The following is a 24,290-nucleotide window of genomic DNA, read 5'->3' as shown; positions in this document are numbered from 1 at the left end:
AATTACTTTTCCAAAATACTTAATAAATGTTTTCCATAACCACTTTTCACAAGTGGTTTAGCTAATTCAATCATCTGATCTTTAGAAATAAAACCCATTTTATATGCTACTTCTTCTATTGCTCCTATTTTAAGGCCTTGTCTTTCTTCTATAACCTGAACGAATTGAGAAGCTTGCATTAATGAATTAAATGTTCCAGTATCTAGCCAAGCTGTACCTCTATCTAGTATACTTACATTCAACTTTTTTCTTTCTAAATAAACCTTATTTACATCGGTAATTTCTAATTCACCTCTATGACTTGGTTTGATACTTTTTGCGATATTTACAACTTCGTTATCATAAAAATAAATTCCAGGAACTGCATAATTTGATTTTGGGTCTTTAGGTTTTTCTTCTATTGAGATTGCTCTCCCTTCTTTATCAAACTCAACCACACCGTAACGTTCAGGATCGTGAACATGATATGCATATATTATTCCTCCATCGGGATCATTATTCGCTTGTAAGAGTTTAGCGAGTCCAGTACCATAAAAAATATTATCTCCAAGAATAAGTGCAACCTTATCTTTACCTATAAACTGTTCTCCTATTATAAATGCTTCGGCTAAACCATTAGGTGCTTCTTGAACCGCATATTCAAACCTACATCCGTGTGCACTACCATCACCTAACAGTTTTTTAAATGAAGGTAAATCATGCGGAGTAGATATGATTAAAATTTCTTTAATACCAGCCCACATAAGTGTGGATAAAGGATAATAAATCATAGGCTTATCATAAACTGGCATAAGTTGTTTGCTGACTGCCAAAGTAAGTGGATGCAACCTTGTTCCTGATCCTCCTGCAAGTATAATTCCTTTCATTTTTCTTTTAATTAATTATTCTAAATAGCTTTGAAAACGATTTATATATATACGTTACGGCTATTTTTTATATCTTTCCAAATACCAAAGTACTGTCTTTTTAATTCCAGACTCAAAATTTTCATCAGCTTTCCACCCCAATTCATCTTCAATTTTAGAAGCATCAATTGCATATCTAAAATCGTGACCAGGACGATCTGTCACAAAACTTATCAACTCATTATAAGATTCTCCAGAGGTTCTTGGCATCATCTCATCCAGTAAATTACATACTGTTTTTACGATGTATAAATTATCTCTTTCGTTTCTTCCTCCTATGTTATATGTTTCTCCTTGTACACCTTTATGGAGTACTTTCTCAATACCTTTACAATGATCTAAAACGTATAACCAATCTCTTATATTTTTACCATCTCCATATATCGGAATCGATTCATTCGATATGGCTTTTCTTATTATGGTTGGTATTAATTTTTCATCATATTGTTTTGGACCATAATTATTAGAACAATTGGTTGTTACAACGTTTAAACCAAAAGTATGGTAATAACTTCGCACTATCATATCAGAAGATGCTTTAGAAGCACTATACGGACTATTTGGTGCATATGGTGTAGTCTCCTTAAATAAACCAGTATTTCCCAAGGTACCATACACCTCATCCGTAGACACGTGTAAAAATCTTGAGTTTTGGTGCTCTTCTTTAATTTGAAAAGGTTTACTCATCCAATTTTTATAAGCAACATCTAACAAAGTGAATGTTCCTAAGACATTGGTTCTAATAAATATTGCAGGATCCTTTATTGAATTATCGACATGAGATTCTGCTGCAAAATGTACTACGCTTTTAATCTTATATTTCTCAAACAATTCTTCTATAAGAGTTCTGTCACAAATATCTCCTTTAATAAAGTGATACCGGGAATTATCAGCAACACTTTTTAAGTTCTCTAAATTGCCCGCATATGTCAAATTATCAAGATTATAAACAACATTCTGTTCATCCTCTAAGATATGTTCAATAAAATTTGCTCCTATAAACCCTGCTCCTCCAGTTACTAAAATGTTGTTCATATATATTTTGCTATTGATTAAGAAAGTTTGAAAAAAACTACTTTTTATTATAATTCTTTAAGAATTTATTTAACAAAACTGTCACTAAAAAAGCAAATGTTATTGCCATAAAAATAATTGGTAGCATAAACACATTTTTCTTAACAATATTGTTAACCGAAGTTGCCTTGTTTGGAAAACCAGATATAATATTAATAATGTTTTTTGTACTTGCCTTTTTATTATTTAAACTTATCTTACTATTTTTCAGTTGTTCTATACGATCAAATAACTCAACTTCAAAAATTGAATTAGATTCATTTTCTCCTAAACTTATGCTTGTGGTTGATGAAGGCTTATTCAATTCAAGAATTTTTATTTTTTTATAAAATTCTTGTAATGAATCAATGCTTGTCATTTGTTTTTTGATAATTGAATCACTTAAAACTAAGTTAACATCATTAACTTGTTTCATGAGTCTAAAATGATCTATTTTTTCTAAAGACTCAATTATTACATTTTCGCATTTTTTTGAAATTTCACTATTTGTAGAAATCATAATAACTCTATGAAATTTGGAATTTCTTTCGTCATAGTTTTTTACAAAATCTTCATAATTGTAATCAGATAATCTAAGAGAGGTCGTATCAATTTCGTTAATAAATTCATTAAACTCTTTGATCTTTTGTGTCTGATCAGAAAAAGGTTCAATGCTTAATTGTTTTATTGTTCTTGCTTCTTCAATAGAAATTCTAAAAACCTCTGAAAGGGACGTGTAATCTTTTTGATCTACCAATTCATTATAGAATTCAACATTATTATAGATTTGCAAAACACTATCAAAATTAGGCTGTATAATCATCGCCGAGGAATATATCGGTTTTAGCTCTTTATCCAAATACCATCCTATAGCTATCCCAAGAAATGCTGCAATAGCAAATTTTAAAAAATGTTTTCTTATAAATTGAAGGAATAAAACAATAAAGTGAAATAATTTATTAAAAATTGAAATAATAAAATGAAATAATTTATTAAAGCCATTCCCAATAAGTCTAAATAATTGACCTAAATCCACTTCTTCTGTAGTACTTTCTTGATTCCTCATATTTTATTAGTCTTGAGAAGGTAATTTTGTGTTAGTTTTCCGCAAAGTTAATTTCTTTTAAAGAATATAAGAATTAATTTATACTAAATCTTCACATCTTCCTAATTATGAATCCTAATTAGAGAGTTTGATTTTTGATACATTTCTCTCCTAATAATTTATCCTTATGATAATCCTTTAAGCTATTTTCAAACTGCATACTAAAAAACTATATCAACATTTCCTAAAATCTAATAACTTTTCAAATAATGATAAATCTAAGGGATTAGTCCAAAAAGGGGTTAACTATTAATATATTCGGTCAGTTTAGCTGGTAATCGTCTTACTAAAAAAAGTAAGGAAACAATTAGCACCAGCAAAATAGGAATTCTAACTAGCATCTTTTTAAAGAAGCCTACTTGAAAAAGTAATATCTCTCCTGTTTCTACAATATTAAAAATCTGGTTATTTAAGGTAAGTAATTCTTCTTGCTTACTTATTGCACTCAATAACCTTAACTTTCTATCTAATAAAGAAGCTACTGTAGGTATCTCTCTTTCTTTACCTACTACTATTATATCATCATCTTTTTTGGGAACATCGTTAATAAACTTTTCCAAATATTTCTCGATGTAGGCAATCATGTTTTTATTCTGATCTAGTGATTCTTTTGTTTTTTTAAGCCTCCAGTCTAAGGTCTTATCGTAGTAATCATTCGAACGAATATATTCGAGGATTTTCTCAGAAATGTTAACGTTATTAGGGTTTTTATCTCTAAAAGTAAATCTCAATCTGTGGTACTTATAGAAGTTCTTATACCTCTCATCTTCTAGCGTTTGAGCATCATATTGTTCAATAATATGATGAAAGTATTCCTTATCCCCATATTCTACATGTAGTTTTTCTAAAACATCTGTTGCCCTTATAATAGGTTTTATTTCTACATTTTTAAATGCTTTAATACTATTGGTGTCAATGTCTATCTTTTGTAAAAATAGAGAATCTCTAAGATTGTTCTTTAAATTATCTACGAGATCATAGATGTATTGCTGTGCATCATATTTAGGTTCGATTACGATTTCCTGAATATATCTTTTGCCATAGTTTCCTTTAGCATCCAAAAAATAACCACCTATCACACCAATAATTATCAATGCCAAAAACAGGATCCATTTTCTCTTGTAGAATAAGAATATTGAAAATAAAGTCTTTAAAACTGACTTAAAAGCTTTTACTATGCTTTTAGAAATATAACGAATATTAACCTCTTCCGTAACTTGTTCGGTGCTCATTTAGTTATCTTTAAATATTTGCTCCAAAATTTTCTCAGTAATGAGATATGTAGGTTTTACCCCTGTTGTTCCTAATCCACCAGAGGCTAATGTACTTCCTGTTTCTAGCGGATTATCTGATGCATAATATGCATAACGTACTTTTACTTCAGAACTTATACTTCCTCTTAATTTTGATGCAGATTGAATGGCTTTTTGATAATGTGCTCCTTCCATTTCTAATCCAATTACATTCCAGGTAGAATCATGGAAAAATTTCAGAATATCTCTATTTTGTAATGATGTTCCCAGTACTGTGATCATAGCTCCATCATATATGTCAATTCCTTGCCCTTCTAAATCATCTTTTTTTAGACCGTTATCAAAGGGATAATTATCTGCCGTTCCTTCAAAAACGTGAGCCGAAGGAATCATAATATCTCCTTTTCCTCCTTCGAGAATACCTGCTTTACCCATCAAAGAAACAGATTTAACATTGAGATACTTTCTTTCGTCTGGTTTTACATATGGTTTTAAAAGCTCATCCATCGTTTCATATGCTTGTTCTCCAAAGGCATAGTCCATAACGATAATTACTGGTTTATCTTCTTTTTTTAGTTTTGAAACCAGCGTTTCATATTCTCCATCAGCATATTTCGAAGTGTCGAATATCTGGACATTGATATTAGTTCCACTTTCATCCTCTAAATACGTCATCCCTTTTTGCGAAGCAAGTTTTTCTACTTTGGCACGTAGTTTATCATTCTTGCCTTCACTTAGTAATTCGTAGATATCAAAAGTAGTTTTGTTTTTCAACTCGGTTTTAAGTGCTATCGGTGCGTATAATGTATTCATTACACTATGCATATTGGCACTGATAATATGTATAGGTCTATCTAGTAAATTAAGTTGTTCTAATTTGTTCTTAATACTATTTGCCCATATTTCTCCGTGAATATGATGTCCCAGACGTTCTCTTAAAACAGGACTAAAGGTAACGATTCGCTTATTTTCATTAACAGATTCATCAATTGCCAATTTACCTAACCAGTATATGATATGTAGAAACCGTTCTTTATTTTCAGGGCAAGAAAAGCTTCCATAGATAGAAGTCACTTCTTCAAAGGTTCTTCCTAAAATATTAGCTGTATGCGTAAGTGCAACTTCTCGTTCTGCTTTTGTAAGATCTTTTTTAGAAGTTACTGCATTTTCTAACTTATCCCAATCACGTGTTACATTTCCTTCTTCATTGATAACCACTCGATTCATAATCTTATGGGATTCAATAAACAAAAATGTAAGGTGGGTAAGAATATCATAGATCTCTGATCGTCCACGAGTAATCTCGATATTCATTTGCTCTGCATCAATTCTGTAGCAATTTCTTCTTCTTTTAGGAGGAACAATTGCTTTAAAGTGTGAGTTTTTGTAGCCTTCTTCACTTGTTAGATTGATATAACGGCATTCTTCGATTCCTATTGGTAATCGATCAATTACGTATAACAATCCGTCTAATTCTACTTTTTCTTCTGCAACTGATCCATAGATTTCTGGTCTCAGTGTTAACAAACCTTCTCTTAGCGTATCTCCAGAAACTCCCATAGGTTTATAAAACCCTCTATTGAATAGGTGTCGCATTGTAATATACATGCGTTCTATTGCACTCGAGCTTTCCTGAGCTCTGGTTCTTCCTTGTAGTTTAAGATTTGCCATATATTTTTCCAAACAAATATATAACTTATTTAGCTATACTGATTGTTAACGAATCTACAATCTTTCTGTCGTTAGAAAGCCTTGGCAGCTTATTCTGCCCTCCTAGTTTTCCAATAGATTTCATATATTCATTAAAACCGTCTTTTGGAACAGGAGAAATTTTTAATGTTCTCAGCACATTACCCACAATCAAATCATCATAATACGTGTTTTGTTTACGAAGTGAATTATCGATTTCTATTGCAAAGTCATCTATATTGTCTGGATATTCCTGAAACTCAATAAACCATTCGTGGTACGGTAGTTCTGAATCTTCTGGATTGATCTGAGGTGCTACTGTAAATTCCTTGATCATTGTTCCTGTTGCTTCTGCAGCTTCTTTTATTGCTTGCTCTACTTCTTTACCAATCACGTGTTCACCAAAGGCCGAAATAAAATGTTTAATTCTGCCAGACACTACCAATCTATAAGGAGCGGTATCTGTAAACATTACTGTATCTCCAATGTTATAAGCCCATAATCCAGCATTCGAAGAAATAAGCATCACATAATTTACACCAATCTCTACATCCGCTATAGTGATTCGTTTTGGGTTTTCTTCAAAGAATTGATCAGCTTTTACAAACTCATAAAACATTCCTGAATCCAGCTGTAGCAGCATCCCTTTTTCATCTTGTTTATCCTGAAAAGCGAAAAACCCTTCTGAAGCAGGATACAACTCAATGCTTGCTACTTTTCTTCCTATTAATTTCTCGAAAGTAGCTTTATAGGGTTCAAAATTTACACCTCCATAGATAAATAATTCAAAATTCTTAAACAGTTCGCCAATTGCTTTTCCTGTTTTCTTTTGTAATTTTTCAAAATACATTTGCACCCAAGGCGGAATTCCACTAATGATTGTCATATCCTCATCTACAGTTTCTGCAACAATCGCATCTACTTTCTGCTCCCAATCATCAATAGAATTTGTTTCCCAACTCGGTAATCTGTTTTTCTGAAGGTATTTTGGTACATAGTGCGCTACGATACCTGATAATCTTCCTAGATTGATTCCGTTTTTCTCTACAAGTTCTGGGCTTCCTTGTAGAAATATCATTTTACCATCCACAAACGCAGTTTTACCACTTTCTGCAACATAACATAATATTGCATTTCGTGCAGCTCTTATATGAGTCGGCATAGAATCAGAAGTTAAAGGAATATATTTTACACCACTGGTTGTACCTGAAGTTTTAGCAAAATATATAGGTTTTCCAGGCCAAAGCACATCACTTTCTCCTTGTACAACACGCTCTACATAAGAGCGCAATTCTTCATAATCACGAATGGGTACTTCTCTTACGTAATCAGCATGGGTTTTTATAGTACTAAAATGATGGTCTTTACCAAAGGCAGTATTATTGGCTTTATGTAACAATTCTTTAAAAACACGCTCTTGAGTTTTTATAGGATTATCAGCCCATTTATTTATCTTTTTGCGAATTCGTTTTGCAAAGATTTTTGCCCCAAATGATTTAATAGACATTGTGTGTAATTATTCAAAATCAATAAATTTTGATGGATCTGTTGGATATCCATCTCTCCATAATTCAAAATGCAAGTGAGGTCCTGTAGAAAGTTCTCCTGTAGATCCTGCTGTGGCAATTACTTCTCCTGCTTTTACCAATTCTCCTTGTTGTTTTGTCAACGAGGCATTATGTTTATATACTGTAAGTAAGCTATTACCGTGTTCTAATATGATCACATGACCCGTCTCTGAGGTCCATTCTGCAAAAATCACGGTTCCAGCGGCAGCGGCTTTTACAGGTGTATCCTTTGGCACTGCTACATCAATTGCATAATGTTTCTCGTTTACATTATACTTAGACGTTATACTTCCTTTTACAGGAGGAAATAGTGAAAAATCGGTGCTAGATTTTTCGCTTTCAAACAAACTGTATTTATCTTCTCTAGATACCTCTTCTCTAAGCTGAATATCTTGTTCTGATGGGTTTAAATCTACTTCTTCTGGATTAAGCTTTTGTGATTGTATTGCAGAATCGATATCAAACTCTACTGTTTTTACATCTCCAATCAGCACTTTTTTAATTGAATTATAATATTTCTGGTTAACACTTAATACTGTTTCTAAAGAATCGGCTGTAGAAACTAATGTCGTTGCTTTTTGATTAAGAGATGTGGAGGAATATCCAGGTATATATTCTCTTAATGGTGTAAATGCAATCAAAATTGTCGTACACGAAACTAAAATAATCGAAGTAATCATTACCAGTACAAAAACATTAAGCCTGGTTAGCTTAAAGGATATACGTTCCTCAAAAGTATCTTCATTAAGGATTACCAATCTATACTTATTCAGTAGTTTTTTAGTAATTCTCTTTTGTTCTTTTTTCTTTTTAGCCATAGATTATTTTAATATCAGGGCACATGTTTTTGTTAACGCAAATATACATATTCTCTTAACGGATAAAAATGCTAAACACTACATTAAAACGTTATTTAATTGTGAATAGTCTTGCTTATTGCTGTGAATATTGTCTTAAAAGGAGTTTTTAATATGCTAAAAACACCTTTTTTGTTTAAATCTTACTAACTTTGTACTCTAATTTTTAAGATCATGATGTCATTAAGTATAGTTTTAGGAATGTTAGGCCCTTGGCAAATCGCATTGATTGTTGCTGTGGTCTTACTTTTATTCGGAGGTAAAAAGATTCCGGAATTGATGAGAGGTTTAGGAAGTGGGATTAAAGAGTTTAAAGACGCTTCTAAGGAAGAAGAAGATCCTAATAAGATAGAAGAGAAAAAGTAATTTTCGACTTCAAAAAGATATTGATAACCCATCTGTTTAAGCAGATGGGTTTTTTATTTTTAATCAATCAGTGATAATTGAATTCTTTTTCGAGGTAAATCTACACTCATCACTGTTACCATTAGGTGCTGATTTAATTGCACTACGGCGTTTACATCACTGATATATTCATTCGCAAGTTTAGAGATGTGTATTAAACCACTTTCTTTAATTCCTATATCCACAAAACATCCAAAATTGGTGATGTTGTTTACAATTCCTGGTAATTTCATTCCACTTTTTAGATCATTAATGGTTTTTACATTAGGATCAAATTCGAAAACCGTTGCTTTCTTTCTTGGATCTACACCTGGTTTTTCTAATTCTTTTACAATATCTGTTAATGTGGGCAACCCTACATTATCTGCAACATAATCTTGTAATCTAATGGTGTCAATTGCTTTTTTGTTTCCTATGAGTTCTTGTAAAGGAACACCAGCATCTTTAGCCATTTTAGAAACTAATTTATATCGTTCGGGATGTACTGCAGAGTTATCCAACGGGTTATTTGGTTCTGTAATTCTCAAAAATGCCGCGGCTTGTTCATACGCTTTTCCTCCTAATCGAGGTACTTTTTTCAGTTCTTCTCTGGTTTTTAACGCACCATTTTCTGAGCGATAATTCACTATATTTTCTGCAAGTTTCTCACCAATTCCAGATACATAACTTAATAGCGGTGCACTTGCAGTATTTACATTAATCCCTACACTATTTACACAACTCATCACCACAGTATCCAGTTCATTCTTTAATTTGGTTTGATCCACATCGTGTTGGTATTGTCCTACACCTATTGCTTTTGGGTCAATTTTTACCAATTCTGCCAATGGATCTGCCAGTCTTCTTCCTATAGATACTGCTCCACGCACAGTTACATCATAATCAGGAAATTCTGCTCTCGCAATTTTAGATGCAGAATACACCGATGCGCCACTTTCGTTCACCATAAATACCTGAATAGCTCCTTCAAAAGGGATTTTTTTTATAAAGGCTTCGGTTTCTCTAGCGGCAGTTCCGTTACCAATAGCAATCGCTTCAATTTTATATGCGTTTACTAAAGATCTTATTTTTTTTATGGCATTGGTCGTTTCACGTTGTGGTGGATGAGGATATATATTTTCATTATGCAATAAATCTCCTTGCTTGTCTAAACAAACCACTTTGCATCCCGATTTAAAACCTGGATCCAACGCCAGGATACGTTTTTGTCCCAAAGGAGACGCCAATAGTAATTGCTTTAGATTTTGAGCAAATACGGTAATGGCATTGTCATCAGCTTTTTCTTTTGCTTGATTTAACACTTCTGTAGAAATCGCTGGTGCTAATAACCTTTTATATGCATCTGCAATAGCCAAAAACATTTGATCTGTGCAAGATTCTACATTAGATTTAATCATGATATCATCAATAATATCTAATGCATCATTTTCTGGAACTGTAATTTTTACTCTTACAAATTTTTCGTTTTCTGCTCTAAGAATTGCCAGCAATCGATGAGAAGGACATTTATGTAATGGTTCCTCCCACTCAAAGTATTGCTGGTATTTTTGTGCCTCTTCCTCGTCTTTTTTAGTCTTAATTACGGCAGAAGATATAGCAGCTCTTCGTTGATATAACCTACGCAACCTATTTCTTACTTTTTCATCTTCATTGATCCACTCTGCAATAATATCTCTTGCTCCTTGCAATGCCAGATCCTCATTAATAATTGTTTCGTTAAAATATTGCGAAGCAACGAATAGAATTTCTTCTTCTCGTTGTTGCATAATAATCTTTGCCAGAGGTTCCAGACCCAATTCTTTAGCAACGGTAGCTTTTGTCTTTCGTTTCTTCTTATAGGGTAGGTATAAATCTTCAACTTCAGACAAGGTCTGTGCTACTTCTATTCTATTTTGTAATTCTGGAGTAAGTGCTTCTTGTTCTTTGATTGACGCAAGTACACTTTCTTTTCTTTTTTGTAAAGCATCAAAAGCGGCTTTATACTTTACAATCTCTCCAATCTCGACCTCATCCAGATTACCAGTCATTTCCTTTCGATATCTTGAAATAAAAGGAATTGTGGCTCCATCATCCAGTAATTCGATGGTTTTATTGATTTGTTTTTCTGAAACAGGAACTTGCTTAGAAATAAAAGAAACAATATTCATTGGTTACGTTTTTGAACCGCTAAATATATGAATTCAGTTCCAAAAATCTAATTCAGTTCTAAAACTTGCACTTTAGATATTAAACTCCCATCGCTTCCCATTCCTTCAATAAAAAGTTTGATGTTTTTAGTTTCGGTATCTGGTATTTTAAAAGTACCTGTTCCTGATTCATTTAAATTAACATAAGGTTGCCAATGAATGGTACCATAATCTCTAAAAAATGGTGTGGCAAAACTTGTATATGCAGGGTTATAGAACTCTTTGATGGACTGAAAACCGTTTTTGGCATTGTACTCAGAAAACTTAGCATTGACACTGCTTAATTCATCATTTTTAAAAGGAGTTTTTCTGCTATACATACGTATTATACCAGAACCTCCGCGAATTCCGCCTCCAAATCCAGAGTTATCAATATATACGTTCTCTATATCGGCGGTACGAATACTTAATAGAATACTGAAATCTAATATTGGTGTATTATCAAGAAATACTGCTGGAGATTGTGATGCCGAAATACTTGTTCTTGCGTTTGATATGATGGTAACCGTTTGTGCTAGCGTATTTATATTTACTCTAAATCCACCTTGCCTTGCTATGAAATCTGCAATATTAGTGCTTAATAAGGCATCTCTTTCTGTTACTGTTTTAGATTTACCAGGTAAAAAATTAGTGATCTTTTCGTTTTTTTCTTTTTTGACCTTTCCAGTAATTACAACCTCATCTAATAATTCTGCATCATCATAAAAATACTCTGGAACCTTTATTTCTGTAGTAATTCCCGTATTCACATAGTCAGGTAACTGATTGCTAGCAGTGAATGATTTTTTAAAACGATCTTCTTGTGTTTGTAGGTATAATCCAGTCTTAATAAGTTTACCATTAGATTTTATTGCCGATACTCTTATCGGTTCGTTCTTTTCTACGTAGTAGTTCTTAATAGTAAATGCATTTGTATCATCCAGATCAATAAATCTAGAAGTATTTTTGTTTGTAGGATATAGATATACTTGTGTGATATCTTTGTCTCTGGTGTTCTGAAGTTTTCCTTTGATCGTTAATCCATTATTAAAATCATACAACACCTTAGGTTGCTGGTTAAAAATAGTATTCCATTTATATCGACTCCAACCTTGTGTAATTAAAAGTAAATCAAGATCGTATGCTTTTCTTCTGTTTGTATTGGTGAAATAATATTTTGGATTTTCTATAAAACCTTGAACATATGGATTGAGCAACATTCCAGAATGGATATTATCCTGATGTTCATATGATTTTGTTTCTTCTGGTAATACAGAAACACTAATATCATACTGTACTTTTTCTTTCTTTGGTACAGCTACATTTAGTATTAGCGAGTCGTTTATACTATTTAGATGGGTGATTCTTACATCCGTATTTGTTTTGTCATATGGATTAAAAAGTAATCTTTCTAATACTGGTGTATTCTCTTGAAACAACGTTATGGTATTCATCCCATCAAATAGTTCTTCTCTTTTGATAGGTACTATCTTTTTTGTCTGATCAGCAGAAAGGTTGATGGCTATTTTTTTTGATGCATCATTCTGATGTACTAATAGATAATATATAGCATCTTTATGTTCGTTTAATGTAATTGCGTTTGTGTTTAACTCCACAATTACCTTATCTTCAAAAAGGTTATTGATACTTATAGCAATTCCTTTGTTTTGGATTTTTGGAAAAGAAGCGATGATCTCTTGCTGATTGCTTAATTGTAAGGTTGCTGTATATTGTTTTCCTTGTTGTGGTGCAAAGCTAAATTTACCAATCCCAAATTGATTTGATTTAAACGTAGTAATCGCCTGACCTTGATCATCTATTACAGTTCCTTTATCAAAAGGAACTCCATATCCACGATTATTAATTAATTTGAAACCGACTGTATTATCTGTATCGTACACGATGTGTCCACCTTCTGGCAATAACTGAAAATCATATTGTACCTTCTCTTCGGTTTTGGATTTTTGTATAGATTGATTTACGATCCTGATTTTTTGGGTATAGGAATCATCTTCTATAAAATTATTCATCCAATTGGTAGAGGTTCTAACATAATAATCTCCGCTTGCCCAAGTAGAATCGATCTTTATATTTCCTTGTGTACTACCTTGATAGCCTAGATACAAACCACTAAATACCTCATTACCTTTATGATCAAAAAGCTCTACATTAAAATTAGTAGTTACCTCTGATGGTAATTGATTTTTTCTATCATATGCATATCCTTTAAACCATATTTCTTCTCCTAACAGATATGTACTTTTATTAAGATGAAAGTATAGGGTTTCTCTGGGAACTTCAAAATATTTAGCATTGGCATCTTCTGGAGATGTTGTTGTAGTTTCCTGCCCTGATATCGTAATTGAGAATAAAAAAAGAAAAATGATGTATAAAGATTGCTTCATAAGAATAATTATTAGTGAATGTGAAATGATACATTCTTTACAATAAGTGTTCCTAAATACTACATTGTTACCCAAAATAGGCGGTTTTTGGAAAAGTTTAAGACTTGTTTGGCAAAAATACCTTAAAGAACATTATAAAAACACAAAAGCAGTTTGAGTAAGTTAATCGAACCTTACGGTTTACCAATTGATATCTAGTTTTTTTCGAATTTCAAATTGACGATACTCTCCTAACCTTCTTAAAAACCTTCCATTTGGCTTAATTATTATATAATTGCCACAATCAAAATTATACTTAAATAATAGATTCCTGATAAGCGCATCTTTATCTTCAAAAACAAAATCTTTTTTATAATCATATCCTTTTTCAGTGATAAAAAACTGGATGTTTTTATCATTTTTTCTAAAATACCTTTTGTATCTATTGTCTGAAGTATAATAATCGATGCACGAACCGTTTGGCTTTCTTGCTGGTTTAAAATAAAAATTAATAACTATTGTTTTTATTGAATCAATTGTAGATGAAGTAAGTTCTTCTAGGTATGTCAGTAATGCTATTCTTTCTTGAGGGCTTATGTTTCCTAGTTCTTCTCGCAAGAAAATTTTACCTAGATATGATGTATCGTTTTCAGTTAACTTATAGGTGAGTTTTTTATCTTTAATTTTGTCATAAAAGTCTTTTAGACTGATAGGATTCCATTCTTCATCAAACAAAATCTCTTCTTTTGATGTTCTCTGAGAATACCCTTGAAGGGCAAATAGAACTATTAAAAATTTTAGCGTCATATTCATAAATAATACAATTTATAAAGTATTGAACATTTGCTTACATCAATTCTTATTTTGATTTTTTAATTTATAATTATTAACCATTTCCCAATATACCTTATAAAACTTTTTTTGATTCTTTAGTTTCTTAATCCCATTAGAAAAATATTGGATTAAAGAATCTCTAATTTTGGAGTTCTTTGTTAAACAATCTTGATTTTTAGAATCAAATATGATCACGGAAGCATATATTTCTTCTCTACTTTCTTTTCCATTTGCAGCTATGGTATACAACTCATTATTAGAATCAAATAGTGAACGTTTTTCCCAAACTAAAATTGGATGTATTTCATTTTTAAGTCTTACTTCTTTGTCCCATTTCCCAAATTTATCATACATCGTTCTTTTTGTGTAAAAAGCCGAATATACTGATTGAAACCTTAGTTCATTAGTAAATGCTGAATCTTTTCCTATAATGCTTAAGATAGGTTTGACCTCATACCGATCAAATCCATTTATGTATGTATAGGGTATATTAGGATTAGAAGTTCTGTTTTTTAAATTTGAACAGCTTAAAAATGAAATTATAAATATGCAAATATACAAGTGCCTTTTAATAATTGCCCATATCCCTTTAAATTTTTCCATTTTTTCTAATAAAATTCAATAGCAGCCTGATCATATCAAACTGCTATTATATATTATTCCTATTTAATTTCTAATTGACTTTGGTTAGGTTCATTAAATATGGGATTTTATATCCTGATGTGAGTTCTCCAGGATTATCTGGATCATCATATAATATCGCATCCAAATACCAGTTTAATTTTTGAGTAAGAGGCGTGTACTCTAGGTACAATAATTGTCCATAATCTCCTATATCACTAGGTTCGTCATAGGTTAATATAATTTTGTTAAGATCTGGTTTTTTTATAATGCCTCCATCAATAAACTGGGATGGATCTTTACCTGTAGGTTGCAATATGGGGTAGGTATCATAAATAACTACTCCATTCTTTACATATTTGTAACGACTAATCAAAAAATCTTCATAATATCCCATTCCAGATCTATGATTCGTTTTCTTTGTAAAAGTAATTTCAAATAACTCATTAGCAGTTTGGTATCTCCAAGTCCCTAAAAACTTATCAAGTACACCGTTTACATCTTTATAGTAATAATCACTTGTGGTTTTTATACGATTTTCGATGTTTTCAAAATCCTCTAAAGGAATTATAGTTTGTGAATATCCTTGTATCGCAAAAAGTACCAATAATATCTTTAGTATTGCTTTCATCTTCTATAACAATAGCAGCTTGATCATATCAAACTGCTATTATATATTATTTCTGTCTAATCTCTAATTTACCTTGGTTAGGTTCATTAAATATGGGATTTTATATCCTGATGTGAGTTCTCCAGGATTATCTGGATCATCATATAATATAGCATCCACATACCAGTTTAATTTTTGAGTAAGTGGTATATATTTTAATTCCAATCGTTGTCCATGAAATCCAACATCATCTGGTTCATGATATGATAAACTAATATCGTTTAGATCACTCTTTTTTATCGCTCTACCAGAAATATACTGAGAAACCGCACTCCCTGAAGGTTGTATTGGAGAATATGTGTTGAATACTTCTTCGCCATTTTTTATATATTTATACTTGCTATTGAGTTCATCGATATAATAACCCATACCAGTACTAATTCTCTCTGACTTTGTAAAGGTAATCTCGAATAATTCATTAGCAGTTTGGTATCTCCAAGTCCCTAAAAACTTATCAAGTACACCGTTTACATCTTTATAATAATAATCACTTGTGGTTTTTATACGATTTTCGATATTTTCAAAATTCTCTAAAGGAATTATAGTTTGCGAATACCCTTGTATTGCAAAAACAACTATTAATATCTTTAGTATTGCTTTCATCTTCTATAACAATAGCAGCCTGATCATATCAATCTGCTATTATATATTATTCCTGTTTAATCTCTAGTTTACCTTGGTTAGATTCATTAAATATGGGATTTTATATCCTGATGTGAGTTCTCCAGGATTATCTGGATCATCATATAATATAGCATCCAAATACCAGTTTAATTTTTGAGTAAGTGGTATATATTTAAGAATTAATTGCTGCCCATAGTCACCAACATCATCAGGTTCATTATATAACAATTTAATTGTATTTAAATCCGTATTTCTTATAAAACTACCCGAAACATAACGAGGCGGAGATTTACCAGCAGGTTGTAATATAGGATAGGTATCATAAATAATGACTCCATTTTTTTTATATTTATAGCGACTGATTAGTAAATCTCCATAGTATCCCATCCCAGATTTATGATTCGTTTTCTTTGTAAAAGTAATCTCAAAAAATTCATTATCAGTTTGATATCTCCAGGTTCCTAAAAACTTATCAAGTACACCGTTTACATCTTTATAGTAATAATCACTTGTGGTTTTAGTATAATTTTCTGGATTTTCATAATCCTCTATTGGAATTATAGTTTGCGAATACCCTTGTATTGCAAAAACAACTATTAATATCTTTAGTATTGCTTTCATCTTCTATAACAATAGGAGCCTGATCATATCAAACTGCTATTATATAATATTCCTATTTAATCTCTAATTTACCTTGGTTAAGGTCATTAAATATGGTGTCTTATATGGGTACACTAAAACACCATTCTCGTTAGGCTCCATAGCTGCACTAACATACCATTTTAATTTTTGGGTTACTGGATTATAAGTAAGCTCCAGATAGTTTGAACCTGCAAAGCTAATCTCGGGCTCATCAAATTGAAGTTTTATTTTATTAAGGTCTGTATTTTTAATAATTCCTCCAAATACATTATGATCTGGATAGGAATCAGCAGCTTGTATCGGAGAAGTAGTGTCGTAAATTACCACACCATTTTTGATATACCTATAACGACTCGTTAATCTATCTTTATAATAATCGACTCGACCATACTTTTCAATTTTTCGAAAAGTTATTTCGAAGAGTTCGGTAGAGGTCTCATACTTCCAGGTACCTAAAAACTTATTTAATACCCCATTTACATCTTTATAATAGGGTTTGTCTTCTCTAGATAGGTCAAGATGGCCTATCATGTTTTCGATAGGTATGATTTCTTGACCATAACTTTGTATAGCAAAAAGTACCAATAATATCTTTAGTATTGCTTTCATCTTCTATAACAATAGCAGCCTGACATATCAAACTGCTATTATATATTATTCTTATTTAATCTCTAATTAACTTTAGTTAAGGTCATTCTTGTAGGTACTTTAAAGGGTGTAATCCGTTTATTTGGATTATTAGGATCTGGCTTGGATAGACTTGTAACTTTCCATTCTAATTTTTGAGTTACAGGATTATAAGTTAGTACTAATCTACCGTCAAAATCTATCTCTAAATCTGGTTCATCATATAACAATTGAATTGAATTTAACTCCGAACTCTTAATGCCACTACCGAAAACATAGTAATCATCATCGTTTTCTTGAGCAACACTTATTATTCCTTGGTTATACGTATTATAAATAGTTTGTCCATTTTTAATATACTTATAACGACTCACTATATAATCTTCATAATATCCCATTCCTGTTTTCTCTCTTTCCTTTTTCCTAAAGGTTATTTCAAACAATTCGGTACTAGTCTGATACCTCCAGGTACCTAGAAATTTATTGAAAACCCCGTTTACATCTTTATAGTAGTAACTAGAACTTGTCTTATTTTCATTTTCAGTACTGCCAAATTTTTCCGCAGGAATAATAATTTGTGCATACGATTGTATAGTAAACACCAGTATGCATATCTTTAGTATTGCTTTCATCTTCTATAACAATAGGAGCCTGATCGTATCAAACTGCTATTATATATTATTCCTATTTAATCTCTAATTTACCTTGGTTAAAATCATATGAAAAGGTATTTTATATGGATATATATCATTATTTGGGCCTATTAAAGGTGCTCTTACAAACCAATCTAATTGTTGTGTAGAAGGATCATAAGTCAGGTATAATTGTTGTAAAAAACTACCCTTTAATATAATACCAGGTTCGTTATACTCTAACTCTAAGCGATTAAGGTTGTCAGAAGTAATAGTTCCTCCAAATATTTTATGATCAGGATATGCATCTGCAGACTGTAACATAGCAGTAGTATCATAAATTACCTCTCCATTCTTTACAAATTTAAAGCGACCTACTAATCTATCACTGTCATAATTTCCGCCTACATATTTTTCTACTTTTCTAAAAGTAATTTCAAACAGTTCATTAGTCACTTGATGCTTCCAGGTACCTATGAACTTATTAAATACTCCATTTACATCTTTATAATATACTTTATTCTCTCTGCTGAGATCTATATGATCTATTTTGTTTTCAATGGGAACGATTTCTTGACTATAACTTATGATAGTAACAAAGAATACTAAAATTTTTATTATTGTTTTCATTTACGATTTCTTTATAATTTTTTCCATTCTTTGATGGTATTAAACTCTCCTTCAACCATTACATAAACATCTATACCAAAACCCTTGCCATTATACCCATCTATCTTATGATTTTTTAAAAAATCTATAAAATTATTTAATCGACAAGTATTATTTCCTGATTTACAAGGTCTATTAACTATATCATTATGGTCCAAAAGTAAATCTATAATTTCATCTTCAGTATCAAATGCATCTTTTAATTCTTTTACTCTTTCTGGATCACTAATTTTTAATGCATACACTCCAGAGTCAAGATTACCATCTGTATCCTTGGCAGGAGAAGTTACTAAAATATAACTAATATTATCATTTTCTACTGCTTCTGGCTTGCCGATATTTTCTCGTTCTCTTATCTTATGTAGTAAAATAAAAGATGCCATATCTTGCGCAGAAAAAATAGCTACGGTACGGCCCGTAGTTTCTTTAAAACCTGTTGGACTTGTACTATCCACAATTCTATCTTTCCAAAATCTAGTATGATAGTGCGTGGCAATATCCGTTTTTCTATTAATATCTAATTCAACCGATTCTTTATCTGTACTTTTTGGTGGTACTTCTGTTTCGGATAATGTTCTTTGTCCATTTACATTAGTAACAGTTATTTCGAATGATGCACCATCCTCCTTAAACTGATTTAAAGAATCTTTTACTTTGTCTCTAAGTCTATTAATCAACGCTTTTACCTTTGGTAAATTAGATTGTTCTAATAAACTCTTTGCATTAGGGTCGGTTTCCTGCGTAGGAGGTATAAACGGGATCACACCGATCTGGCCGATATTATCATCTGTAAGATCTGGGTCAGTTGGGTCAGTTGGAGTACCTGATCCGCCTGTTCCTCCTGTACCAGTTTGACCAGACCCATCACCACCACTGCTACTATCTCCCGCATCTAAACAATTGGTAACCCATCCACCAACACAAATTGTTGTAGGACCATATTGTGTGCCTAATTCATCTAATGAACAACTATCCGTTTGTGATGATCCTGAGTGTTGTCCTGATCCACATTCATAATCCACACAATCTTCTGACCAACTTGTAACAGGAATTTGACTCGCTCCGCAGGTATTCTTTTGTACCAATGCTTCGCCAGTAATCTGTGTAGCAATGGCATTATCGATATCATAGGTAACCGTTTCTTCATCTACCAATATTGGATAGCTTACATACATCTGATGAAAACTGTCATCATTATAGATCGTTAGTACATAGTTATCCAGATAGTTTTCATCTACTGGATTGCGATCAGCCTTAAAAGTATAACTAACATATTGTTCTGCTTCTAAAATCTGCACGATACTGGTATCGATCACAAAGGTGTGATCTTCCGTACCAGACTTGGCCATAATAGCATTACGAGATTGCATCTTTTGTACCTGATCTTGCAGCGTTTTACTTTTGTGTAGTTTGTGAAAATCGTGATACGAATATCCTTTTAAGGTAGACGCTGGTGGTAGTTCTAAGTCGTCATCCTTAGAACAACTGCTCATTAATACACCGCCAATGAGTAGGCAAATGAGCCATCGCATAGGGTATTGTAATCTGTGTTTCATAAATTCTCCCTTTTTTTTAAGTGATACTTTTTTTGTTTTTTCCTTTGCAAACATAGCTAATTTCCCCGATCCTATACTATTGTATACCTACAATAGTATGATTTATACTTTGACAGATCTACTAATTAATTGATTATCAGTACATAAAATATTTTATATTTATGTAGATAAAATAGTATACAAATATTAAAATTACCTTTTATGTCAGATATAATTATACATATTGATTGTTTTTACCTTATGCTTGCTATCTATTCGTGTCACGAGGAGTGTGTATGTCACCCTATATTTTTACTTTTTTTAAAAAAGTTCGTATAAAATTGCGTTTGACCTAGGAAAATTACTTCCTTTCGACACAAAACTTTTATAGAATTTCAATCTATTTTCTTTGCTCGCCTAAAGTAAACGGACCAAAAGGAAAGGTGCTTTTTTCAAAGCTCTGCTTTGGAACGCCAACACATTCAATGAATACAACGTATTGATTGTCTCTAGTTGACATCATTTTTAATTAAAACAGAACTGTAGTGACCATTATAAAAACACAAAAGCAGTTTGAGTAGATCAAACTGCTTTTGCATACTAGTTTTATTATATCAGATACTCAAAAAAGTATTGCACTGACTATATAGAAAAGCTAATAACGCTTTTATTTTTAATTTCACTTCGACAAGCTCAGCGTGACAAATTCGTCCTACTTACTCGAATTTTATGGTTTTGATAATGGCCTCTAATTCGAAGATATTGTCTCTTTTTCTAACCGATGGCGCGAGTACAAATCCTTCGATTACAAATTGTCTGTTGTTAGCAACATCATCGATGGTATAATTTACAAAAGGTCCTGCCATATATCGATCTTTGATTTCCCAGGTACCTTTGGTCTCAAACGCAAATTTATTATCTAATAAGGTTTCATATAAATATGGTGCGTAGGCTTCTTCGGTAATAAATTTTCCTGAGGTTGTTGGTATTTTTAACACACCAACAGAATCTCTTACTTGAATAATCTTTGCAATTGTGCTAGAATCCTTGGGTATGGTTCCCAATGGCAGCTCATATATCATAAGATTCATGTCTCCATTGGTAATATCTTTACGTAACCAAAAGAATTTATCTTCTTCTTTAGCTATTCTATACGCAGATGGGATTTTAAGGGTGATTCCCATCTTTTCTTTGAGTTGAGGGATATACTCTACCGATTTCTTGATTCGATATTGTTTTTCTGTAGTTTCGACTTTTTTATACTTAGAGATAATCCCAGCAGCACGTTCTTGAATTAGTTTAACAATCTCGGCTTCATTAGTACCTGTGATTACATATCCTAATTGTGGTGTTGCATATTTGTTATTTGCCACATATACTTTAGATTCATCTCCTGTTTGGATTTTAAGAAAGGTTCTGTTTCTTCTGGCAAAACTTGTAAAAGCTTCAGGAGGCATTTGTTTCATAGAAAACAACGGTTCTTCTTGTGGTAATCCAGGTACTTCTGCACCAAAATACTTACGGATTGTATCTCCTAAACTACCTTTCCATAAATCATTATCAATAATCACAGATAATTGATTGATTTTACCTGTAGATTGGGCCAGAGAACCACTTATTTTCTCTGCAGTATCTTTTTTTGTCTCTTTACATCCTACAATAGAAAGGATGCAGATCATGGCAAATGCTAGTTTTTTCATAATACAAATATACTTGGGATGAACTAAAATCAAAATAATAATATCCATATAACGGATATCGTGCTTGTTTTGACATCATAAACCGTTCCAATTGTATTTTTTAGAAAGAAACAATCAACAACTATCTAGTATAGAACGGAAAGTATTCTAATTACGGATTACAGGATCTGGATCATTGGGATCAGAAAGACACGATAGAGATATATTGATATTTGGAATCTTAACTGCACAAATGTAACCTTCTGCCTTAAACGTATCGCCATTATCTATTTCTAGTTCATATCGATACACTCTGGTGTCAAAATTATCATCATAAATACCAGAACTAAAATTCTGACTATCTTCAAAACTATAGCCATTGGCTTCAAAAACAAGGTTATTATTCAAGAAAATCTTAACTGTATTATCTGGAAAATCTTCAAGTCCATCAATGTAAAAAGTTTCATGAAACCCATCTTGATTAGGAGTAAAGTATTTAGAAGGATTAATTTCCTTCCCTTCTGGTAAATTATCTGTCTCTACAATATAAGAATCCTCAGAACAGCAACTTTTCTGTTCTAATGGAGTATCATCGTTATCATTACAACCGAATACAAGTACTAGACATACTAGTATTAGTAATTGTTTTTTCATATAATTTGTTTGACTAATTGCTGCTCTATGATTTAGACAACTTCAGTTTCATACCTGGTTTGATACCAGAACCACTGATGTCGTTCCAGCTTCGTAGGTTTTCAATAGAGACTCCTTTAAATTTTTGAGAAATACTCCATAAGGTATCTCCAGATTTTACGGTATACACTTCAGAGCTACCAGGAGTTGTACTTGCTACTGCTTTAGTGGTCGATTTTTTCTTCTGTGGTCTATCCACTACAGGACGTCTGGGATAAATGGTGAGTCGCTGACCTATTCTTAGGTTATTGCTGCGTAATCCATTCCATCTTTTGATCTGGCTTACACGTACACCATATCTTCTGGCAATTTTTCCTAAGAAATCTCCACTACGTACTCGATAGCGAATCTTATCATTGGCTTCATAAAACTTAGGAAGTGGTTTTTCGCGCTTATCGAATTCTGCTTGGGCCAGTGCATATATTTGTTCTTCATTAGATACAAATTTTCCTACTTGATCTAACGGTAATCGAAGTACATAATTTTCATCTTTGATATGTGGAATAATATCTAGCTTGTATGAAGGGTTTAAGAATTGTAATTCTTCTATATTAATATCCATATATTCTGAAACCTGATCCAAAGTGATCATCTGTTTTACCTTGATAGTGTCGGTTTCGAAATACGCAAACTCTGGTCTTTTTGGTTTAAATCCATGTTCTTCTGCATACTCAAAAATATACATCGTAGCTAAAAACGCAGGTAAATATCCAGCTGTTTCTCTAGGCAGGTTGTGACGAATATTCCAATAGTTGGTATATCCTCCACTACGTCGGATTGCTTTGGTTACATTTCCTGGACCAGAATTATAAGATGCCAGCGCAAGATCCCAATCACCAAAAACTCGATATAAACTTGCTAAGTACTTGCAGGCTGCTTGTGTAGCCATAATTGGATCCATACGTTCATCAACGTAAGAACTCACCTCTAATCCAAACATTTTTCCTGTACCAAACATAAACTGCCATAATCCTGTGGCTCCTACTCTGGATTTAGCTCTTGGTTTTAATGCAGATTCTACAATTGCTAAATATTTTATTTCTAAAGGTATGTTCTGATTGTCTAGTTCTTGTTCGAATAATGGGAAATAAAACTCACTTAATGCCATCAATCTTTCCAGATGTTCATGACGATTCTTAAGGTAATTCTTGATTACGCTTTCTAACGAAGCATTATATTCTACATTAAAAGGAGTACGTGCATTTAGCTCTTTTAATCTTGCTTTTAAGGTATCCGTAGGAAGATCTACAAATTCTACGGGTTCATATTCTAATTCTGTTACCGACTTATAGATAGAATCAAACAAACTAGAGTTGTACAATTCTTGTTTCCAAATAGCATCTAATTGAGACATTTTTGGGTGATCCTTGGCTACGTACATCACACTGTCCTTAACACTTGTCTTTGTAAATGTGCTAGTTTTTAACTCACCTATAGTGCTAATCACCTTTGTTGTATCAATTACCTGAACTGTATTTTTCTGAAGGTTTACATCTTTTGCCAAAACGATCGTTCTGGTCGGTTTTGATTTGGTACTTGCAGGTGTAGGAATGGTATCCTGAGCCTGAATAGTTACTAAGCAAAAAAGAAAACTAAGATACAACCAACAATTTTTATTCATTTTCATTCAGGTAACGTTTATATGTGTTCAAACTAACGGACATTTTGTGTTAGTTAGTG

General features: G+C 32.2%; 22 protein-coding genes. 1 reads left to right on the top strand and 21 read right to left on the bottom strand.

What is annotated here, in order from left to right:
* Positions 1-2 precede the first annotated feature (2 nt).
* From rfbA to QBK95_RS11995, 7 genes are all read right to left on the bottom strand, one after another.
* Positions 3-866, bottom strand: a complete 864-nt coding sequence (gene rfbA / locus QBK95_RS12025; RefSeq protein WP_280934013.1) for a glucose-1-phosphate thymidylyltransferase RfbA — start codon at positions 864-866, stop codon at positions 3-5.
* A gap of 60 nt (positions 867-926) precedes the next feature.
* On the bottom strand, positions 927-1,940 hold the full coding sequence (gene rfbB, locus QBK95_RS12020; protein WP_280934010.1) for a dTDP-glucose 4,6-dehydratase: 1,014 nt from the start codon (positions 1,938-1,940) through the stop codon (positions 927-929).
* Between the two features lie 37 nt (positions 1,941-1,977).
* Positions 1,978-3,024 carry a YveK family protein gene (locus QBK95_RS12015; protein ID WP_280934008.1) on the bottom strand — a complete coding sequence of 349 codons (1,047 nt, stop codon included), beginning with the start codon at positions 3,022-3,024 and terminating at the stop codon, positions 1,978-1,980.
* Positions 3,025-3,305: 281 nt separating this feature from the next.
* Positions 3,306-4,295 carry a CREC-EF hand family protein gene (locus tag QBK95_RS12010; protein ID WP_280934006.1) on the bottom strand — a complete coding sequence of 330 codons (990 nt, stop codon included), beginning with the start codon at positions 4,293-4,295 and terminating at the stop codon, positions 3,306-3,308.
* Positions 4,296-5,987 carry a DUF6909 family protein gene (locus QBK95_RS12005; RefSeq protein WP_280934004.1) on the bottom strand — a complete coding sequence of 564 codons (1,692 nt, stop codon included), beginning with the start codon at positions 5,985-5,987 and terminating at the stop codon, positions 4,296-4,298. It lies immediately after the preceding gene.
* Positions 5,988-6,012: 25 nt separating this feature from the next.
* Complete coding sequence (locus QBK95_RS12000; RefSeq protein ID WP_280934002.1) at positions 6,013-7,512, bottom strand: GH3 auxin-responsive promoter family protein; 1,500 nt, start codon at positions 7,510-7,512, stop codon at positions 6,013-6,015.
* Between the two features lie 9 nt (positions 7,513-7,521).
* Positions 7,522-8,391 (bottom strand): M23 family metallopeptidase, encoded by an 870-nt coding sequence (locus QBK95_RS11995; protein ID WP_280934000.1) that lies wholly within the window; start codon positions 8,389-8,391, stop codon positions 7,522-7,524.
* 213 nt (positions 8,392-8,604) lie between these two features.
* On the opposite strand from QBK95_RS11995, the gene tatA reads away from it, so the two are divergent.
* Positions 8,605-8,796: a twin-arginine translocase TatA/TatE family subunit gene (gene tatA, locus QBK95_RS11990; protein WP_280933998.1), complete on the top strand. Its 192-nt coding sequence runs from the start codon at positions 8,605-8,607 to the stop codon at positions 8,794-8,796.
* 59 nt (positions 8,797-8,855) lie between these two features.
* Here the strand turns inward: tatA and QBK95_RS11985 are convergent, their stop codons facing one another.
* From QBK95_RS11985 to QBK95_RS11920, 14 genes are all read right to left on the bottom strand, one after another.
* Complete coding sequence (locus QBK95_RS11985; RefSeq protein ID WP_280933996.1) at positions 8,856-10,982, bottom strand: Tex family protein; 2,127 nt, start codon at positions 10,980-10,982, stop codon at positions 8,856-8,858.
* Positions 10,983-11,029: 47 nt separating this feature from the next.
* On the bottom strand, positions 11,030-13,405 hold the full coding sequence (locus tag QBK95_RS11980; RefSeq protein WP_280933994.1) for a hypothetical protein: 2,376 nt from the start codon (positions 13,403-13,405) through the stop codon (positions 11,030-11,032).
* A gap of 180 nt (positions 13,406-13,585) precedes the next feature.
* Entirely contained in the window at positions 13,586-14,197 is a 612-nt protein-coding gene (locus QBK95_RS11975) for a hypothetical protein (RefSeq protein WP_280933990.1), read from the bottom strand.
* A 39-nt stretch (positions 14,198-14,236) separates the two neighbouring features.
* On the bottom strand, positions 14,237-14,821 hold the full coding sequence (locus tag QBK95_RS11970; protein WP_280933988.1) for a hypothetical protein: 585 nt from the start codon (positions 14,819-14,821) through the stop codon (positions 14,237-14,239).
* 70 nt (positions 14,822-14,891) lie between these two features.
* Positions 14,892-15,470, bottom strand: a complete 579-nt coding sequence (locus tag QBK95_RS11965; RefSeq protein ID WP_280933986.1) for a DUF6705 family protein — start codon at positions 15,468-15,470, stop codon at positions 14,892-14,894.
* A gap of 63 nt (positions 15,471-15,533) precedes the next feature.
* Positions 15,534-16,112 carry a DUF6705 family protein gene (locus tag QBK95_RS11960; RefSeq protein ID WP_280933984.1) on the bottom strand — a complete coding sequence of 193 codons (579 nt, stop codon included), beginning with the start codon at positions 16,110-16,112 and terminating at the stop codon, positions 15,534-15,536.
* Between the two features lie 63 nt (positions 16,113-16,175).
* Positions 16,176-16,754, bottom strand: a complete 579-nt coding sequence (locus QBK95_RS11955; RefSeq protein WP_280933983.1) for a DUF6705 family protein — start codon at positions 16,752-16,754, stop codon at positions 16,176-16,178.
* Between the two features lie 63 nt (positions 16,755-16,817).
* Positions 16,818-17,384 (bottom strand): DUF6705 family protein, encoded by a 567-nt coding sequence (locus QBK95_RS11950; RefSeq protein ID WP_280933981.1) that lies wholly within the window; start codon positions 17,382-17,384, stop codon positions 16,818-16,820.
* 62 nt (positions 17,385-17,446) lie between these two features.
* Positions 17,447-18,034: a DUF6705 family protein gene (locus QBK95_RS11945; RefSeq protein ID WP_280933979.1), complete on the bottom strand. Its 588-nt coding sequence runs from the start codon at positions 18,032-18,034 to the stop codon at positions 17,447-17,449.
* Positions 18,035-18,097: 63 nt separating this feature from the next.
* Entirely contained in the window at positions 18,098-18,664 is a 567-nt protein-coding gene (locus tag QBK95_RS11940; RefSeq protein ID WP_280933977.1) for a DUF6705 family protein, read from the bottom strand.
* Between the two features lie 11 nt (positions 18,665-18,675).
* The gene (locus tag QBK95_RS11935) at positions 18,676-20,259 is read right to left on the bottom strand and encodes a hypothetical protein (RefSeq protein WP_280933975.1); all 1,584 of its coding nucleotides are present in this window, start codon (positions 20,257-20,259) and stop codon (positions 18,676-18,678) included.
* Between the two features lie 695 nt (positions 20,260-20,954).
* Positions 20,955-21,938, bottom strand: a complete 984-nt coding sequence (locus QBK95_RS11930; protein WP_280933973.1) for a DUF4837 family protein — start codon at positions 21,936-21,938, stop codon at positions 20,955-20,957.
* A 147-nt stretch (positions 21,939-22,085) separates the two neighbouring features.
* Positions 22,086-22,571 (bottom strand): T9SS type B sorting domain-containing protein, encoded by a 486-nt coding sequence (locus tag QBK95_RS11925; RefSeq protein ID WP_280933971.1) that lies wholly within the window; start codon positions 22,569-22,571, stop codon positions 22,086-22,088.
* Positions 22,572-22,596: 25 nt separating this feature from the next.
* On the bottom strand, positions 22,597-24,231 hold the full coding sequence (locus tag QBK95_RS11920) for a LysM peptidoglycan-binding domain-containing protein (RefSeq protein ID WP_445012626.1): 1,635 nt from the start codon (positions 24,229-24,231) through the stop codon (positions 22,597-22,599).
* Between the last annotated feature and the right edge of the window lie 59 nt (positions 24,232-24,290).

Origin of the sequence: Aquimarina mycalae, from assembly GCF_029906345.1 — a bacterium.
Lineage (GTDB): Bacteria > Bacteroidota > Bacteroidia > Flavobacteriales > Flavobacteriaceae > Aquimarina.
Note: the sequence above shows the minus strand (reverse complement) of the source record. Positions and strands in the feature narration are given on the sequence as shown.

Bases quoted from the DNA above. Each gene is read 5' to 3' on its own strand.
- QBK95_RS11985 (WP_280933996.1), bottom strand. From the start codon at position 10,982: ATGAATATTGTTTCTTTTATTTCTAAGCAAGTTCCTGTTTCAGAAAAA.
- QBK95_RS11925 (WP_280933971.1), bottom strand. From the start codon at position 22,571: ATGAAAAAACAATTACTAATACTAGTATGTCTAGTACTTGTATTCGGT.
- QBK95_RS11960 (WP_280933984.1), bottom strand. From the start codon at position 16,112: ATGAAAGCAATACTAAAGATATTAATAGTTGTTTTTGCAATACAAGGG.
- QBK95_RS12005 (WP_280934004.1), bottom strand. From the start codon at position 5,987: ATGGCAAATCTTAAACTACAAGGAAGAACCAGAGCTCAGGAAAGCTCG.
- QBK95_RS11940 (WP_280933977.1), bottom strand. From the start codon at position 18,664: ATGAAAACAATAATAAAAATTTTAGTATTCTTTGTTACTATCATAAGT.
- QBK95_RS11955 (WP_280933983.1), bottom strand. From the start codon at position 16,754: ATGAAAGCAATACTAAAGATATTAATAGTTGTTTTTGCAATACAAGGG.
- rfbB (WP_280934010.1), bottom strand. From the start codon at position 1,940: ATGAACAACATTTTAGTAACTGGAGGAGCAGGGTTTATAGGAGCAAAT.
- QBK95_RS11930 (WP_280933973.1), bottom strand. From the start codon at position 21,938: ATGAAAAAACTAGCATTTGCCATGATCTGCATCCTTTCTATTGTAGGA.
- QBK95_RS11965 (WP_280933986.1), bottom strand. From the start codon at position 15,470: ATGAAAGCAATACTAAAGATATTATTGGTACTTTTTGCGATACAAGGA.
- rfbA (WP_280934013.1), bottom strand. From the start codon at position 866: ATGAAAGGAATTATACTTGCAGGAGGATCAGGAACAAGGTTGCATCCA.
- QBK95_RS12010 (WP_280934006.1), bottom strand. From the start codon at position 4,295: ATGAGCACCGAACAAGTTACGGAAGAGGTTAATATTCGTTATATTTCT.
- QBK95_RS12015 (WP_280934008.1), bottom strand. From the start codon at position 3,024: ATGAGGAATCAAGAAAGTACTACAGAAGAAGTGGATTTAGGTCAATTA.
- QBK95_RS11970 (WP_280933988.1), bottom strand. From the start codon at position 14,821: ATGGAAAAATTTAAAGGGATATGGGCAATTATTAAAAGGCACTTGTAT.
- tatA (WP_280933998.1), top strand. From the start codon at position 8,605: ATGATGTCATTAAGTATAGTTTTAGGAATGTTAGGCCCTTGGCAAATC.
- QBK95_RS11920 (WP_445012626.1), bottom strand. From the start codon at position 24,231: ATGAATAAAAATTGTTGGTTGTATCTTAGTTTTCTTTTTTGCTTAGTA.
- QBK95_RS11945 (WP_280933979.1), bottom strand. From the start codon at position 18,034: ATGAAAGCAATACTAAAGATATGCATACTGGTGTTTACTATACAATCG.
- QBK95_RS12000 (WP_280934002.1), bottom strand. From the start codon at position 7,512: ATGTCTATTAAATCATTTGGGGCAAAAATCTTTGCAAAACGAATTCGC.
- QBK95_RS11975 (WP_280933990.1), bottom strand. From the start codon at position 14,197: ATGAATATGACGCTAAAATTTTTAATAGTTCTATTTGCCCTTCAAGGG.
- QBK95_RS11995 (WP_280934000.1), bottom strand. From the start codon at position 8,391: ATGGCTAAAAAGAAAAAAGAACAAAAGAGAATTACTAAAAAACTACTG.
- QBK95_RS11935 (WP_280933975.1), bottom strand. From the start codon at position 20,259: ATGAAACACAGATTACAATACCCTATGCGATGGCTCATTTGCCTACTC.
- QBK95_RS11980 (WP_280933994.1), bottom strand. From the start codon at position 13,405: ATGAAGCAATCTTTATACATCATTTTTCTTTTTTTATTCTCAATTACG.
- QBK95_RS11950 (WP_280933981.1), bottom strand. From the start codon at position 17,384: ATGAAAGCAATACTAAAGATATTATTGGTACTTTTTGCTATACAAAGT.